This window comes from Mesorhizobium sp. M4B.F.Ca.ET.017.02.2.1 (genome assembly GCF_003998955.1).
GTDB classification, from domain to species: domain Bacteria; phylum Pseudomonadota; class Alphaproteobacteria; order Rhizobiales; family Rhizobiaceae; genus Mesorhizobium; species Mesorhizobium abyssinicae.
The window spans coordinates 1-13,044 of record NZ_RZOF01000165.1; the positions used below are offsets into that span (position 1 = coordinate 1).

Consider the following 13,044-nt stretch of genomic DNA (forward strand, 5'->3'; position numbering starts at 1 on the left):
TCGGAGATGATGCCGGCAAGGTACATCTCCGCCACTATCTCAATGATGCCGGAGCCGCAGATGCCGGTGACGCCGGTCGCCTGCACGCTTTCGAGGAAGCCCGGCTCGTCCGACCAAAGCTCCGAGCCGATGACGCGGTATTTCGGCTCCAGCGTCTCGGGATCGATGCGCACGCGCTCGATCGCGCCGGGTGCGGCGCGCTGGCCTCCGGAAATTTCCGCGCCTTCGAAAGCGGGCCCGGTGGGCGAGGAGGCCGCCACCACCCGCGTCGAGTTGCCGAGCACGATCTCGGCATTGGTGCCGACGTCGACGATCAGCATCATCTCGTCCTGGCGGTGCGGCCCTTCCGACAGTGTGACGGCCGCAGCGTCGGCGCCGACATGGCCGGCAATGCAGGGCAGCATGTAAAGGCGCGCGCCCTGGTTCAGCTTCAGGCCGATGTCGGAGGCCTTGATGCGCACGGCGCCCGACACAGCGAGCGCGAAGGGAGCGCCGCCAAGCTCCGTCGGATCGATGCCAAGGAAGAGGTGGTGCATGATGGGATTACCGACGAAGACGGAATCCAGGATGTCGTTGCGATGGACATTGCCTTCGGCGCAGACCTTGTCGACGAGGCCGGAGACCGCCTCGCGCACGGCGACCGTCATGCCCTCGCGGCCGTCCGGGTTCATCATCACATAGGAGACGCGGCTCATCAGATCCTCGCCGAAGCGGATCTGCGGATTGGACGTGCCCGACGAGGCGGCGACGCGGCCCGACAGCAGCGACACCAGATGCATGGCGATGGTGGTCGAACCGATGTCGCAGGCCAGCCCGTAGGCCTCGTTCTTGAGGCCCGGCCAAAGCGCTATGACGCGCGCGATGTCGCTGTCGGCATCCTTGTGGATGGCGGCGGTGGCCGTCCAGTTGCCTTTGCGCAGGATGCCCTGCACCTGCGGCAGCAGATAGAAGTCGAACTCGAGGCTCTTGAAGCCCCAGTCCTTCATCAGCGCGATCTTCAGCCGATCGAGATCGCCGAGCGGCTTGTGCATGTCGGGCTCTTCGATCTCGACATAGCACATGCGGATCGCGGTATCGCGGGCGATGACCCTGGTGTCGGCGTCCTTGCGGATGGTCTGGGCGTTGATGACCGTATCCTGCGGCACGTCGATGACGAGGTCGCCGAGGATCTGCGCCGAGCAGGACAGGCGCCGCCGCTCGGGCAGACCGCGAACGCGTTCGTAGCGCTCCTCCTTGGCGCCCTTGGCCGAGATGTGGTCATTGGAGGAGGTGATCTTGTGCTTGGCGAAATTGCCTTCCTGCACCTCGATCTGGCAGCGTCCGCAGGTGGCGCGCCCGCCGCACACGCTCTCGACATAGACACCGAGCTGGCGCGCGGCATCGAGCACCGGCGTGCCGACCGGGAACCGGCCGCGCTTGCCGGACGGCATGAACAGCACGAGCGGGTCGGTGATGTTGGTGTGCGAGTTCATGCCTGCATGGGTCTCGGTGATGATTGTCGATGCCGTTTAACGGATCGTTTCACTGTTGGGTGGAGTGTTTGATGGTCCAGAGGCCAACCATGTCCGATCTCCTGCTGTCCGCCATATTCACCGCTTTCACGATGGTGCGGGTGCTGAAGGGCCGCTGGCTGCACAATCCGCAATATCTGGCGTCCGGCATTGTCGGCGCGATCGTTGCGGCATTGCTGCTGCACGCCTTCTGGCCTGCCGCCGACGATGATCTCATCGTTGGCGGCGCGACCGGCATTTTCGGATCGTGGGCGGGGATGGCCGTGTTCGACGCGATCCTGGGCCTGGCCTGAGCGCAAAGCAGACTGAACCGACCACACCAAAGGTGCGATCGGTTCAGCGAGGTTTGCGGAAAGGCTCACGATTGCGCGCTTATCCCCTGGCCATCCGGGCTTCACGGCCACCGCGGCGGCGGCCGCCAGCGGCGCCTTCGCCAGGAGCGGTAACCGCCACGGGGGCGGCGACGGCGTGGCCGCCCTCGGCCGGCTTGTAGTCCTTGTAGGTGCGGATCCAGTTGGTGCAGTTCTCGTCGGTGCCGTTGAGCACATTGGCGCCGCGCACCGCTTCCATTTCCTGCGGACGCACCGGGTTCATGATCGCCGAGGTCATGCCGGCGCCGATCACCATCGGGATGAAGGCGGCGTTGATGCCGTGGCGGTGCGGCAGGCCGAACGAAATGTTGGAAAGGCCGCAGGTGGTGTTGACCTTGAGCTCCTCGCGAAGACGGCGCAGCAGCGCGAACACCTGGCGGCCGGCATCGCCCAGCGCCCCGATCGGCATCACCAGCGGGTCGACGACGACGTCATGGGCGGGAATGCCGAAATCGGCGCAGCGCTCGACGATCTTCTTGGCGACGGCGAAGCGGACATCCGGGTCCATCGAGATGCCGGTCTCGTCGTTGGAGATGGCGACGACCGGGACATTGTACTTCTTGACCAGCGGCAGGATGGCTTCAAGCTTCTCTTCCTCGCCGGTGACGGAATTGACCAGCGGCCGGCCCTTGGCGACCTTCAGCGCCGCCTCGATGGCGGCGGTGACCGAACTGTCGATCGACAGCGGCAGGTCGACCAGGCCCTGCACGATCTCCAGCGTCTGCACCAGCAGCGCCGGCTCGGTGGCGTTGGGGTCGACGGCGGTGACGCCGGCATTGACGTCGAGCATGGTGGCGCCGCACGCGGCCTGCTCCAGCGCATCCTTGATGACGGTCTCGAAGTTGCCGGCCACCATTTCGGCGGCGAGCTTCTTGCGGCCCGTCGGGTTGATGCGCTCGCCGATCACGCAGAAGGGCTGGTCGAAGCCGATGATGATTTCTTTGGTCGCGGACGCGACGATGGTGCGGGTCATGCAATCTCTCCGTCGTGATATAAAGAGTTCTTTATATCGTTATCTGATTTCGTTCAAGCGAATGGTGACGGCCGCGTCCTTCAATGCGCGGTCTTCACCATGTCCACCTGGGTTTCGGTAATCTCGTCATGCAGAATGTGGTCGAGCCGGTCGGCGACCAGCTGGTCGTCGCGGCGGATTTCGCGCTTCCATGGCTGGCGGCCCTTCAGCACGCCCGATTCATCGACGATCTCGGCGACGTACTCCTCCTGGCGGTAGGCCATCACATGGACGCCGGCGACGCCTGGGATTTCCTTCACCTCGTTGATGATGTCGATGCAGAGCTGCTTGCCTTCCTTCTTCTGGTCCTGGGCGCCTTCCAACCGCTTGATGATCGCGTCGGGGATATGGATGCCCGGCACGTTGGAACGGATCCACTTGGCCGTCTTGGCCGAGGCCAGCGGCCCGACGCCGCACAGGACGAAAACCTTCTCGGTGTGGCCGAGGTCACGCGCTTTCTGCATGAAGGTTTTGAACATCGGTACGTCGAAACAGTACTGCGTCTGCACGAACTGGGCGCCGGCGGCGATCTTCTTGCCGAGATGGATGGGGCGGAAGTCGAAGGGCGGGGCGAAGGGATTGACGGCGGCGCCGAGGAAGATCTGCGGCGGCGTCGTCAGCTTGCGGCCCGAAAGGAACTTGCCGTTGTCGCGCATGATGCGGCAGGTCTCGAGCAGCGACATGGAATCGAGGTCGAACACCGGCTTGGCGCCGGGCTGGTCGCCGGCCTGCACACCGTCGCCGGTGAGGCAGAGCATGTTGGCGACGCCCATCGCGGCGCCGCCCAGCACGTCGCCCTGGATGGCGATGCGGTTCTTGTCGCGGCAGGCGATCTGCATGATCGGGGCATAGCCCATGCGGGTGAGCAGCGCGCAGATGCCGACCGAGGACATGTGGCAGTTGGCGCCGGAGGCATCGACGGCGTTGATGGCGTCGACCCAGCCGTCGAAGATCTTGGCTCGGTTGTAAACGTCCTCCGGATCGGCGCTGTCCGGCGGGTTGAGCTCGGTGGTCACCGCGAACTCGCCGCGCCTCAGCACGCGCTCCAGACGGCCGCGCGAGGTGTGGCCGGGCAAAGGATCGAGTGGCAGGTGGATGCCGGCCGGGTTCTCGTCGCGCTGGCGGATGGTCATGCGGACGCTCCGGTCTTGGTTGCATTGTCGGCCGGCTGACGTGCGGCGGCTGCCTGCGCGGTCACGCGCAGCCAGGCGGAGGTTTCACGCAGCGACTGGTCGACCGGCTTCTGCACGTCGAGGATCTTGTCGCCATGCACCATGTTGCGCGAACCTTCCCAGGCCTTGACCCAGACGCAGGGCATGTTGGGCTCGACCTCGCAATTGCCATTGGCGCGCACGCCGCCGCACGGGCCGTTGCGAAGCTGCTTCGGGCAGTTCATCGGGCAGGACATGCCGGTCGAGGACAATACGCACTGGCCGCACATGCGACAGTCGAACATGAAGCCCTTGACGCGCTTCTCGACGAACTTGACCGGAGCCTCGACGCGACCGTAGCCGATGCCTTTCCACAAGGGATGCAACAGCAGGAAGATGTCGGCGAAGCGGCTGTAGAACCATTCAAGCAATCGCGAGTGCCGGATAGACCACAATCTCACCGCGAAGGAGCGCTGGACGCGCCGCTGCGGCGACACGTCGGCCGGCTTGTAGTCGGATTTCGGCGCTGCCTTCTTGACCAGAGTGGCCTGGGTAACCGCCGGTTGCTGTTCAGACATTTTCTTTTCCGCCCGCCTTGACCAGAGCGACCAGCCGCTCGCGGTCGTATTTCGTGTCGAGCTCGTGGAAGGCCCTTTCGACCTCGGCCTCGAGGTCGTCGCCGACCGGAACCGGGTCGGCCTTGCGCCATTCGGCCAGATAGTCGTCGGTGCCGCCAGCGCCGGTGCGCATGGCGCACATGTCGATCGCCTCGGTGAAGCGCAGCGGCAGTTCGCGCTTGGCGTTCTGCCGGCCCTTCCTGACGATGACCTGGGCAGGGATGTCGCGCCAGTAGACGACGATCAGATCGGCCATAAATTTCTCACTCCCGTAGAGCGCCGTGCGTCCTTTTTGGACGCACAAAGGACGCTCTACCACTTTAACTTCGCTGCATCGTGCTTTCCAAAGGTCGAGTCCGACTTCGGGCCGATGCAGCAGCTGCGAGCATTGCCGCATGCGCACTGGGGCCGCTTGTTATGGGACGACGCGCGCGCATTCAAAAGCGACGCTATTGGAGGTCGCAAAAAGAAAGGTGAAATAGCGCGGCCGGCCGGCTACCAGATGCGCTTCGTCAAGCCGGTCCAAAGGTAGTGCCAGATCGTCGGATGATACCACTGTTTCGAGGGCAGGCCGGGATCGAATGTGGCGAGCTTGCCCGCCAGTGCGTCACCGACCGCTCCGACGCAGATGTCGCGCGAGAATGCCGCCTGCCGCAGCGCGTAGCTTGAGATGGTGTCGCCCGGTTCAGGCTTGCCGCGCGCCTGTCGCAGCACGCCGCCGGTGTCGACGCCGGCATCGACCAGATGCACGGTGCTGCCGAAATTGCCCGCGTCGCCCGAGGCCAGCGCCCAGTAGCCGCCATTCATGCCGCGGTATTTGGGGGCGATGCCGGCATGATAGTTAAGCACCGGACAGGCTATCTTCGCCAGCGTCTGCCGCGACAGCAGCCGGCAGCCGGCCAGCAGTACCACACCCGGCTGGAGGTCGGCGATCGCCCGAAGGCACTCCGGCCCATTGGCCGAGGGGATGTCGATGATGGTCTGGCCGGGGCGGGGTTCGGTCTCCAGTTTCTGCTCGGCGATCAATCGTGCCGCATGGCCGGAAAAGAACCGTTTGCCGAGCCGCGTCAGCACCATGGTGCCGAGCTGTCCGATGGCCGAGATCCAGCCCTGGCGCCGAGCCCGGCCGAGAAGCAATTGCTTTTTGGATTCAGGTGTTTCGAGGACGACGCTGACAGGGCCGAGCCGATCGGCGATGGCGTTGACGATCGCCCAGATGTGCGGACCGCCCTCGGTGACGACGACGATCGGTCGTGGATCTGCCATTGGCGCTGCCATGGTTCGTGCCGCCCCTGGGGAACACCTGGTGTCGGAGCGCCCGGCGCGCCCGGATGGGAGCGGCCTGCGCAAACGCGCGGCATGCTAGGCTGGCGGGGTTAATCCTTGGTGACGGCGCGAGACCAAAGGTCTCTGGGCGGAATCAGCGCTTGAATTCCATGATGTCGAGCTTCGATTCGAAGTAGGGCGCCGGGAATTCAATCCGCCATTCGGTGGCGCTGTTGCGGAAGGCATAGCCGACCTGGTCGCTCTGCGGGCCGCTGCCATAAGGTTTGGCCGGATCTTCGTTGACGGTGAACGAGCCGAGATAGATGGCGCGCTTTTCGCTCTCGTCGAAGAAGCGGCCCTTGGTGCGCTGCGAGCCGCTGATCTTTTCCAGCCTCCAGCCGGAGCCGTCATCGCTCACCTTGCAATTGAACCAGCCATAGATGACGAGCGGGCTCAAGCCGCCCGCCTTGATGGTGCGGCATTTCCAGGTGCCGGTCAGGTCCTTGTCGGAAAACGCCACCAGCGGCTTGGCGAGCAGGGTATCCAACTGCTTGACCTCGGCCGGGTCGCCGGCCTTGGCCTCCTCGAGGGCGGCCTTGCGCGTCTCGCCATATTTGTCGAGCCGCGTCTTGTCGGCAGCGGTGATCAGTTTTTGCACATCGCCATCGGCGTGAGCCGGCAGGGTCAAGCCGGCACCCAGACACACAGACAGAAGCAAAGCCCGAAAACGCATCGATTCCCCCCTCTTGATCAGCAGGTCAGCCGCGCGCGGCGGCCTCGGCCAGTTCCGTCGTCAGATCGCCATAGCCGGTCGAGCGGCGCTCATAGGCCAGGCCGAGCAGCGCGGCTGCCTTCTCCGCAACCCTGTCGAGCTCCGGATCGTCGGTCTGGGCGATATAGACCAGCTTCTGGTAATTGCCGAAATAATCCTTGATCAGCTCGGGATGCCTGTCGAGGCCAAGCGGCTTCATGAAAAAGGCGTCGAACTGGCGGCAGAGGAAGTCGGTCATGTAGAACGACATCATGTCGTCGTCGGCGAGCTTCGCGTAGGCGTCCATGCCCTGGTAGAAGGCGAAGCAGTGCGGCCCGGCCATGCGCTCGACGCCGTGCTTCTCGCAGATGCGATCGAGCATGCCGCCGGTGCCGCAGTCGGCATAGCCGACGAAGATGTGCCGGTAGCCCTCGGCCTTGGCCTTTTGGATCGCCTTGTCCATCGCCGGCGGGATGCGGTCCGGATAGAAATGGAACTCCGCCGGCAGGCAGGTCAGGTCGAGGTGATCGAGCCCTAGCTGCTGCTTGACGGCCAGAACTTCGCGCGCAATCATCCCGCAGGCGATGACGAGCAGCCTTTCGCCTTGATCGGGTTGCACTTTTCGCGCGGCACTCATAGAACCAGCCGAACCGATTTGGTTGCGTTATCTTCTTACCTACAGAACGAGGGAGACACCGTCCATGAAACTGTCGCGCCTTGGCCCCGTCGCCATTCTTGCCTGCGCGCTGGCCCTTTCGGCCTGCGCCAATACGATCCGCGGTGTCGGCAAGGACGTCAAATCGACCGCCAACGCCGTCGAGGACACGGTCAAGAATCCCTGATCCACGGTCTTCCAGAATTTGGGAACAAAAAAGCCGCGCTGCAAGGCGCGGCTTTTTTCATTGTTCATTGCGAAACCGCTGGGCTCAAGCCGAAGCCCGCACATTGTGCTTGCGCTTCATGAAGTCCTTGGCGGTCTCGACCGCCACCGCCGCGTCGCGGCAGTAGGCGTCGGCGCCGACGGCCTTGCCGAACTCCTCGTTGAGCGGCGCGCCACCGACCAGCACGACATAGTCGTCGCGGATGCCCTTTTCCTTCATCGTGTCGATGACGACCTTCATGTAGGGCATGGTGGTGGTGAGTAGCGCCGACATGCCGATGATGTCGGGCTGGTGCTGCTCGATGGCCTCCAGATACTTCTCGACCGCATTGTTGATGCCGAGGTCGATGACGTCGAAGCCAGCCCCCTCCATCATCATGCCGACCAGGTTCTTGCCGATGTCGTGGATGTCGCCCTTGACGGTGCCGATCACCATCTTGCCCTGCTTGGGCGCGCCGGTGGCGGCGAGCAGCGGGCGAAGGATGGCCATGCCGGCCTTCATGGCGTTGGCCGACAGCAGCACTTCCGGCACGAACAGGATGCCGTCGCGAAAATCCTCGCCGACGATACGCATGCCTTCGACCAGCGCCTCGGTCAGCACCTTGTAGGGAACCCAGCCGCGCTCGAGAAGGATGTTGGTCCCTTCCTCGATCTCTTCCTTCAGACCATCATAAAGGTCGTCGTGCATCTGCTGCACGAGCTCGTCGTCGGAAAGCTCGGAAAGGATGATCTCGTCGTCGGACATTTTTTCTCGGGCTCCTTGCTGCTCGGAATGTCTGCGGCAGCCTAAAATCGATGCGCCAATACCTAACCCGCGAGGGCCGCGTATCCATAGCTGATTTGCGACTTCCCGCAAAAGGAAAGCGACCGCAAATCTATTGGAATTCTTGTCGATTTTGCGACAGGCGTTGGCGCTGGCTGGCCGTTTCGAATAGGGTGCATGGCTACGATCCGGCGAGAAGCAGCCGCACGCGGCCGCAATCCACATCAGGTCAGAACAAAATCAGGGAAGAACGATCATGAGCGAGAACGCGGCAGTCGAGCAGGAGCCGTCGAGCGGCAGACGCGGGCGCGGCGCTGGCAGTGGCGCGGCGGCGCGACGGGCAGCGCGCTCGGGCGGCGGTCCGGGCACCCAGCTCACCTACATCAAGCGCAAGATCAACGTCTATGAAGTGCTGGACGAGGAAGGCCTGGCGCTGATCGAGAAGAACACCGACACGGTGCTCGAAGAGATCGGCATCATCTTCCGCGACGACGCCGAAGCCCTGCAGCTCTGGAAAGAGGCCGGCGCCGACGTCAAGGGCGAGCGCGTGCATTTCCCGAAGGGGCTCTGCCGTTCGCTGCTGAAGACAGCGCCGTCCGTCTACACCCAGCATGCGCGCAACCCGGAACGCTCGGTGCAGGTCGGCGGCAAAGCGACGGTGTTCGCGCCGGTCTATGGCCCGCCCTTCGTGCGCGATCTCGACGGCAACCGCCGCTATGCGACGATCGAGGATTTCCGGAACTTCGTGAAGCTCGCCTATATGGCGCCGTCGATCCACCATTCGGGCGGCACGGTGTGCGAGCCGGTCGACGTTCCCGTCAACAAGCGCCATCTCGATATGGTCTACAGCCATATCAAATATTCCGACAAGCCGTTCATGGGCTCGGTGACCGCGCCGGAGCGCGCCGAGGACACGGTGGCGATGGCCAAACTCGTTTTCGGCGACGACTTCGTCGAGAACAACACGGTGCTGACCAGCCTGATCAACGCCAACTCGCCGATGGTGTTCGACGAGACGATGCTCGGCGCGTTGAAGGTCTATTCGCGCCACAACCAGGCCTGCATCGTCACGCCGTTCATCCTTGCCGGCGCGATGAGCCCGGTGACTGTCGCCGGCACGCTGACGCAGGTGCTGGCCGAAGTGCTGGCCGGCGCTTCGTTCACGCAGCTGATCCGGCCGGGCGCGCCGGTGCTGTTCGGCACTTTCGCCTCGTCGATCTCGATGCAGTCGGGCGCGCCGACCTTCGGCACGCCGGAACCGTCGCTGGTCTCCTATGGCGCCGCGCAGCTTGCCCGCCGTCTCGGCCTGCCGTTCCGCACCGGCGGCTCGCTCTGCGCCGCGAAGGTTCCGGACGCGCAGGCGGCTTACGAGAGCGCCAACACGCTGAACTCGACCATTCTTGCCGGTGCGAATTTCGTGCTGCACTCGGCCGGCTGGCTCGAGGGCGGGCTGGCGTCCTGCTACGAGAAGTTCATGATGGACATCGACCAGCTCGGCATGCAGCAGAAATTCTCCGAGGGCGTCGACCTGTCGGAAAACGGCCAGGCGATGGACGCCATCCGCCAGGTCGGTCCGGGCAGCCACTATCTCGGCTGCGACCACACCCAGGCCAATTTCCAGACCGCCTTCTACCGCTCCAACATTGCCGACAACAATTCCTACGAGCAGTGGCTGGCGGAAGGCGAAAAGACCGCGCCGCAGCGGGCCAACGAGCTCGCCCGCCGCTGGCTGGAAAGCTACGAGGCGCCTTACCTCGATCCGGCGATCGAGGAAGCCCTGACCGACTTCATCGCCAGGAAGAAAGGCTCGATGGCCGACGCCTTCACTTGAAAGGAGCCCGAGTCAGGCCGGGCTAAAGTGGCCGACATCATCCACAAGGAAGTCTGGCGGAGCGCATTCTCCGAGCCGGGCAAGAAGGGATGATTGTTTCGCGCGGCACGGTCGACGATATCTCGGCCGTGCTCGCGGTCGATGGCTTGATCCTGCGCGGCGGCTTCCGTTTCACCAGCCAGGACACAGCACCCGCCGGGCGCTCCGGCATGCCCGCCAGGTCCATCCTGCTGGTCGGGCAGGCGGGTGCTGCGCCGTGGCCGCATTTCCTGCGCTGGCGGGAGCGGCAACCGCAGGCCATCGCCGATCCGCTCGACACATGGGCGCGCGGGGTGATCGGTTCGGTCGCGGAAAAGTTCGGCGCGCGCGCCGTGTCGCCCTCCGACAGGCCCTATCTGCCGTTCCAGCAATGGGCGATGCGGGCGGAGGGGCTAAGGCCGTCGCCACTGGGTATCCTCATGCACCCGCGCTACGGGCTTTGGCATGCCTATCGCGGCGCGCTGCTGTTCGAGGAGGCGATTGCCATCCCCGCACCTGAGGCATCGATTCACCTTTGCGATGCATGTGTCGACAAACCTTGCCTGAAATCCTGCCCGGTCGACGCCTATGCGGCGGACGGCTTCACGCACCAGGCCTGTCTGGCGCATGTGCGCGGCGCCGATGGCGCGCCTTGCCGCAGCGGCGGCTGCCTCGACCGCAACGCCTGCCCCTATGGCTCCGACTATCGCTACCCAGCCGATGTTCAGGCCTTCCACATGGCGGCGTTCGCCGGCCTGTAGAGATGGTTCCGAGTCGCACGGGAACTTGACTGCGATTGAGATGTCCTGGCTTGCCCTGACGGCCGACGCGGATATCTATCGCGTGGCAACAAGCGGAGCGCGCAATGACGAAGCAGGACCTTGAGATCAAGACCCAGGATGGTTCGGCGAAAGCCCGGCTGTTTCGTCCAGCCGCGCCGGCCAAGGCCGGAATCATCCTGTACATGGATATTTTCGGTCCGCGCCCGGCGCTCGACCAGATGGCCGAGCGGCTCGCGGGGCATGGCTATGCGGTGCTGGTGCCCGATCTCTTCTATCGCTATGTGCCCTATGGTCCGTTCGACCCCAAGACCGCCTTTGCCGAGGAAAAGAGCAAGGCTGCGCTTTTGATGCTGAGCGGCGGCACGACGCAGGGCATGACCATCCGCGACGGCGCCGCCTTCCTCGATGCGCTGACCGCCGCAGGGATCACCGGGCCGGTTGGCGTCGTCGGCTACTGCATGGGCGGCGCGCGGGCGCTTAACGCGGCGGCGAGCTATCCGGACCGGATCGCCGCCGCGGCGAGCTTCCATGGCGGCAATCTGGCCAGCGATGCCGCCGACAGCCCGCATCGCAAGGCGGCGTCAATCAAGGCCAGGGTCTATGTCGGCGTAGCCGGCGTCGACCGCAGCTTTCCGCCGGAGCAGTCGGCGCGACTGGCCGAAGCGCTGAGGGTGGCCGAGGTCGACCACGCGATCGAGAACTATGTCGGCGTGGCGCATGGCTGGTGCGTGCCCGACCACAGCGTCTACGACGCGGCCGCCGCCGAGCGCCATTGGAAGCGCTTGACGACGCTGTTTGCCGAGACGCTTGGCTAGCCTTCTCTCGCAGATCGCGGCGAGGGCACCATGTAGCGCGAGCCTTCGAACGTTGTCCGTCCTTCGGACACCTTCTCCCCGTGAACGGGGAGAAGGAAAAGCGCTGCGGCAAAAAAATCTTTCCATAACCCCAAGGATTGGCCATTAGCCTTCGTCCAACAGGCAAATGATGGCGATGATGCTGGACGAGGGCGAAGCCTCCGACGCCGAATTGGTCGGGCGGGCGAAGGGCGGAGACAGGGGTGCTTTCGGCAAATTGCTCGAAAGGCACTACGGCTTCGTCTATCGCGCTGCCTATCGCTGGTGCGGCAGGAAGGCGGACGCCGAGGACATCGCCCAGGAAGTCTGCGTCCGGCTCGGCCGGGCGATCCGCGACTATCATGGCAAGGGAGCCTTCACGACGTGGCTCTACACCATGACGCTGAACGCAGCGCGCGACATGATGCGCAAGAGCGCCCGCGACACCCGCAAGGCCGAGGCCTACGGCGCCTACGCGCTGATCGCGGGAGAGGCGGCGGAACCCGAGGACCCGGCCGAAGCGCTATGGGCGGCGGTGCGCAAGCTGACGGACAAGCAGCGCGATGCGGTGCTGCTCGTCTATGGCGAGGGGCTCAGCCACGCGGATGCCGCCGAGGCGATGGCGATCTCGGAGACGACGGTTTCCTGGCACATCCATGAAGCGAAGAAACGGCTGAAGACGTTGATGCGTTCAGCCGGGGAAGTGTGACCATGGTCGACGACAACGAACTCGAGAGGCTGCGCAACATCACGGCACCGGCGCCGGACGCCGAGGCGAAGGCGCGCGCGCTGGCAGCAGCCATGCAGGCTTTCGACGAGCAGGAAAAAATCTTCGCTGCCGCCCAAGGATCGGCCGGCGGGCTTCGTCTCACAGAGCGGGTACAAAAGCTCTGGAGAGAGATCATGCAAAAGAAACTGATCGCCACGCCGGCCATTGCCGGGCTCGTCGCCCTGCCGATCGCCGGATACGCCACCTTGCAGATGCTGAGGGAGGCGCCGCCGCAGATCGGCGGCGATGAGAAGATCACCGAGACGCTGGCCGACAAACCGGCAACCAACGGGCAGGCAACCAACGTGCCGGCGACCAACGCGCCGGCGACCAAAGTGCCGGCGACGCTGAAGCCGGTTGCCGAGGCCGATAAGCAGAAGAAAGACACCGATAGTGAAAGCCGCGGTTTGAACGAGGTGCTGGTCGCGCCGGCACAGCCGCCGAAGTCCGAAGCGGAGAAGGCCGGCGGCCTGGTCCGGCAGGATGCGC

Annotated in this window: 15 protein-coding genes and 1 pseudogene; 7 read left to right on the plus strand and 9 right to left on the minus strand. The window is 64.5% G+C overall.

All coding sequences use genetic code 11. From position 1 onward, the window contains the following. Positions 1 to 1,472 (minus strand): ASKHA domain-containing protein (locus EN738_RS19495; RefSeq protein WP_127285128.1); only part of this gene is annotated, 1,472 nt, incomplete at its 3' end. A 71-nt stretch (positions 1,473 to 1,543) separates the two neighbouring features. Between EN738_RS19495 and EN738_RS19500 the strand changes: the two genes are divergently transcribed. Continuing rightward, positions 1,544 to 1,804: a hypothetical protein gene (locus EN738_RS19500; protein ID WP_127285129.1), complete on the plus strand. Its 261-nt coding sequence runs from the start codon at positions 1,544 to 1,546 to the stop codon at positions 1,802 to 1,804. 79 nt (positions 1,805 to 1,883) lie between these two features. Here EN738_RS19500 and EN738_RS19505 read toward each other — a convergent pair whose 3' ends face one another. From EN738_RS19505 to EN738_RS19535, 7 genes are all read right to left on the minus strand, one after another. After that, positions 1,884 to 2,855 carry a methyltetrahydrofolate cobalamin methyltransferase gene (locus EN738_RS19505; RefSeq protein WP_127285130.1) on the minus strand — a complete coding sequence of 324 codons (972 nt, stop codon included), beginning with the start codon at positions 2,853 to 2,855 and terminating at the stop codon, positions 1,884 to 1,886. Positions 2,856 to 2,935: 80 nt separating this feature from the next. Beyond that, the gene (locus tag EN738_RS19510; protein WP_127285131.1) at positions 2,936 to 4,027 is read right to left on the minus strand and encodes a methylenetetrahydrofolate reductase; all 1,092 of its coding nucleotides are present in this window, start codon (positions 4,025 to 4,027) and stop codon (positions 2,936 to 2,938) included. Further along, positions 4,024 to 4,623, minus strand: a complete 600-nt coding sequence (locus EN738_RS19515) for a methylenetetrahydrofolate reductase C-terminal domain-containing protein (protein WP_127285132.1) — start codon at positions 4,621 to 4,623, stop codon at positions 4,024 to 4,026. The genes EN738_RS19510 and EN738_RS19515 overlap by 4 nt, the downstream gene beginning before the upstream one ends. Beyond that, a complete protein-coding gene (locus EN738_RS19520; RefSeq protein WP_127285133.1) occupies positions 4,616 to 4,918 on the minus strand; it encodes a virulence factor in 303 nt (100 codons plus the stop codon). Before EN738_RS19520 ends, EN738_RS19515 begins: the two co-directional genes overlap by 8 nt. 239 nt (positions 4,919 to 5,157) lie before the next feature. Then, positions 5,158 to 5,940: a formyl transferase gene (locus EN738_RS19525; protein WP_127285134.1), complete on the minus strand. Its 783-nt coding sequence runs from the start codon at positions 5,938 to 5,940 to the stop codon at positions 5,158 to 5,160. A 142-nt stretch (positions 5,941 to 6,082) separates the two neighbouring features. Further along, on the minus strand, positions 6,083 to 6,661 hold the full coding sequence (locus EN738_RS19530) for a DUF4893 domain-containing protein (protein ID WP_127285135.1): 579 nt from the start codon (positions 6,659 to 6,661) through the stop codon (positions 6,083 to 6,085). A gap of 25 nt (positions 6,662 to 6,686) precedes the next feature. Further along, a complete protein-coding gene (locus tag EN738_RS19535) occupies positions 6,687 to 7,316 on the minus strand; it encodes a DUF1638 domain-containing protein (protein WP_127285136.1) in 630 nt (209 codons plus the stop codon). Positions 7,317 to 7,380: 64 nt separating this feature from the next. On the opposite strand from EN738_RS19535, the gene EN738_RS19540 reads away from it, so the two are divergent. Continuing rightward, complete coding sequence (locus EN738_RS19540; protein WP_126054100.1) at positions 7,381 to 7,521, plus strand: entericidin A/B family lipoprotein; 141 nt, start codon at positions 7,381 to 7,383, stop codon at positions 7,519 to 7,521. An 84-nt stretch (positions 7,522 to 7,605) separates the two neighbouring features. Here the strand turns inward: EN738_RS19540 and EN738_RS19545 are convergent, their stop codons facing one another. Next, positions 7,606 to 8,304, minus strand: coding sequence for a B12-binding domain-containing protein (locus EN738_RS19545; RefSeq protein WP_127285137.1), 699 nt, complete (start codon positions 8,302 to 8,304; stop codon positions 7,606 to 7,608). 274 nt (positions 8,305 to 8,578) lie between these two features. On the opposite strand from EN738_RS19545, the gene EN738_RS19550 reads away from it, so the two are divergent. The 5 genes and pseudogenes from EN738_RS19550 to EN738_RS19570 form a co-directional block, all read left to right on the plus strand. After that, the gene (locus EN738_RS19550) at positions 8,579 to 10,153 is read left to right on the plus strand and encodes a trimethylamine methyltransferase family protein (RefSeq protein WP_127285138.1); all 1,575 of its coding nucleotides are present in this window, start codon (positions 8,579 to 8,581) and stop codon (positions 10,151 to 10,153) included. A gap of 89 nt (positions 10,154 to 10,242) precedes the next feature. Beyond that, positions 10,243 to 10,932: a hypothetical protein gene (locus EN738_RS19555; protein WP_127285139.1), complete on the plus strand. Its 690-nt coding sequence runs from the start codon at positions 10,243 to 10,245 to the stop codon at positions 10,930 to 10,932. A gap of 104 nt (positions 10,933 to 11,036) precedes the next feature. Next, positions 11,037 to 11,768 (plus strand): dienelactone hydrolase family protein, encoded by a 732-nt coding sequence (locus tag EN738_RS19560; protein WP_127285140.1) that lies wholly within the window; start codon positions 11,037 to 11,039, stop codon positions 11,766 to 11,768. A 169-nt stretch (positions 11,769 to 11,937) separates the two neighbouring features. Then, entirely contained in the window at positions 11,938 to 12,495 is a 558-nt protein-coding gene (locus EN738_RS19565; RefSeq protein ID WP_127285141.1) for an RNA polymerase sigma factor, read from the plus strand. Between the two features lie 2 nt (positions 12,496 to 12,497). After that, positions 12,498 to 13,044 (plus strand): annotated as a pseudogene (locus tag EN738_RS19570) (VWA domain-containing protein); the annotation flags it as partial.

Excerpts from the sequence above, each read along its gene's own strand:
- EN738_RS19500 (WP_127285129.1), top strand. The coding sequence starts at position 1,544 with ATGGTCCAGAGGCCAACCATGTCCGATCTCCTGCTGTCCGCCATATTC.
- EN738_RS19525 (WP_127285134.1), bottom strand. The coding sequence starts at position 5,940 with ATGGCAGCGCCAATGGCAGATCCACGACCGATCGTCGTCGTCACCGAG.
- EN738_RS19530 (WP_127285135.1), bottom strand. The coding sequence starts at position 6,661 with ATGCGTTTTCGGGCTTTGCTTCTGTCTGTGTGTCTGGGTGCCGGCTTG.
- EN738_RS19550 (WP_127285138.1), top strand. The coding sequence starts at position 8,579 with ATGAGCGAGAACGCGGCAGTCGAGCAGGAGCCGTCGAGCGGCAGACGC.
- EN738_RS19555 (WP_127285139.1), top strand. The coding sequence starts at position 10,243 with ATGATTGTTTCGCGCGGCACGGTCGACGATATCTCGGCCGTGCTCGCG.
- EN738_RS19505 (WP_127285130.1), bottom strand. The coding sequence starts at position 2,855 with ATGACCCGCACCATCGTCGCGTCCGCGACCAAAGAAATCATCATCGGC.
- EN738_RS19545 (WP_127285137.1), bottom strand. The coding sequence starts at position 8,304 with ATGTCCGACGACGAGATCATCCTTTCCGAGCTTTCCGACGACGAGCTC.
- EN738_RS19560 (WP_127285140.1), top strand. The coding sequence starts at position 11,037 with ATGACGAAGCAGGACCTTGAGATCAAGACCCAGGATGGTTCGGCGAAA.
- EN738_RS19510 (WP_127285131.1), bottom strand. The coding sequence starts at position 4,027 with ATGACCATCCGCCAGCGCGACGAGAACCCGGCCGGCATCCACCTGCCA.
- EN738_RS19520 (WP_127285133.1), bottom strand. The coding sequence starts at position 4,918 with ATGGCCGATCTGATCGTCGTCTACTGGCGCGACATCCCTGCCCAGGTC.
- EN738_RS19540 (WP_126054100.1), top strand. The coding sequence starts at position 7,381 with ATGAAACTGTCGCGCCTTGGCCCCGTCGCCATTCTTGCCTGCGCGCTG.
- EN738_RS19535 (WP_127285136.1), bottom strand. The coding sequence starts at position 7,316 with ATGAGTGCCGCGCGAAAAGTGCAACCCGATCAAGGCGAAAGGCTGCTC.
- EN738_RS19565 (WP_127285141.1), top strand. The coding sequence starts at position 11,938 with ATGGCGATGATGCTGGACGAGGGCGAAGCCTCCGACGCCGAATTGGTC.
- EN738_RS19515 (WP_127285132.1), bottom strand. The coding sequence starts at position 4,623 with ATGTCTGAACAGCAACCGGCGGTTACCCAGGCCACTCTGGTCAAGAAG.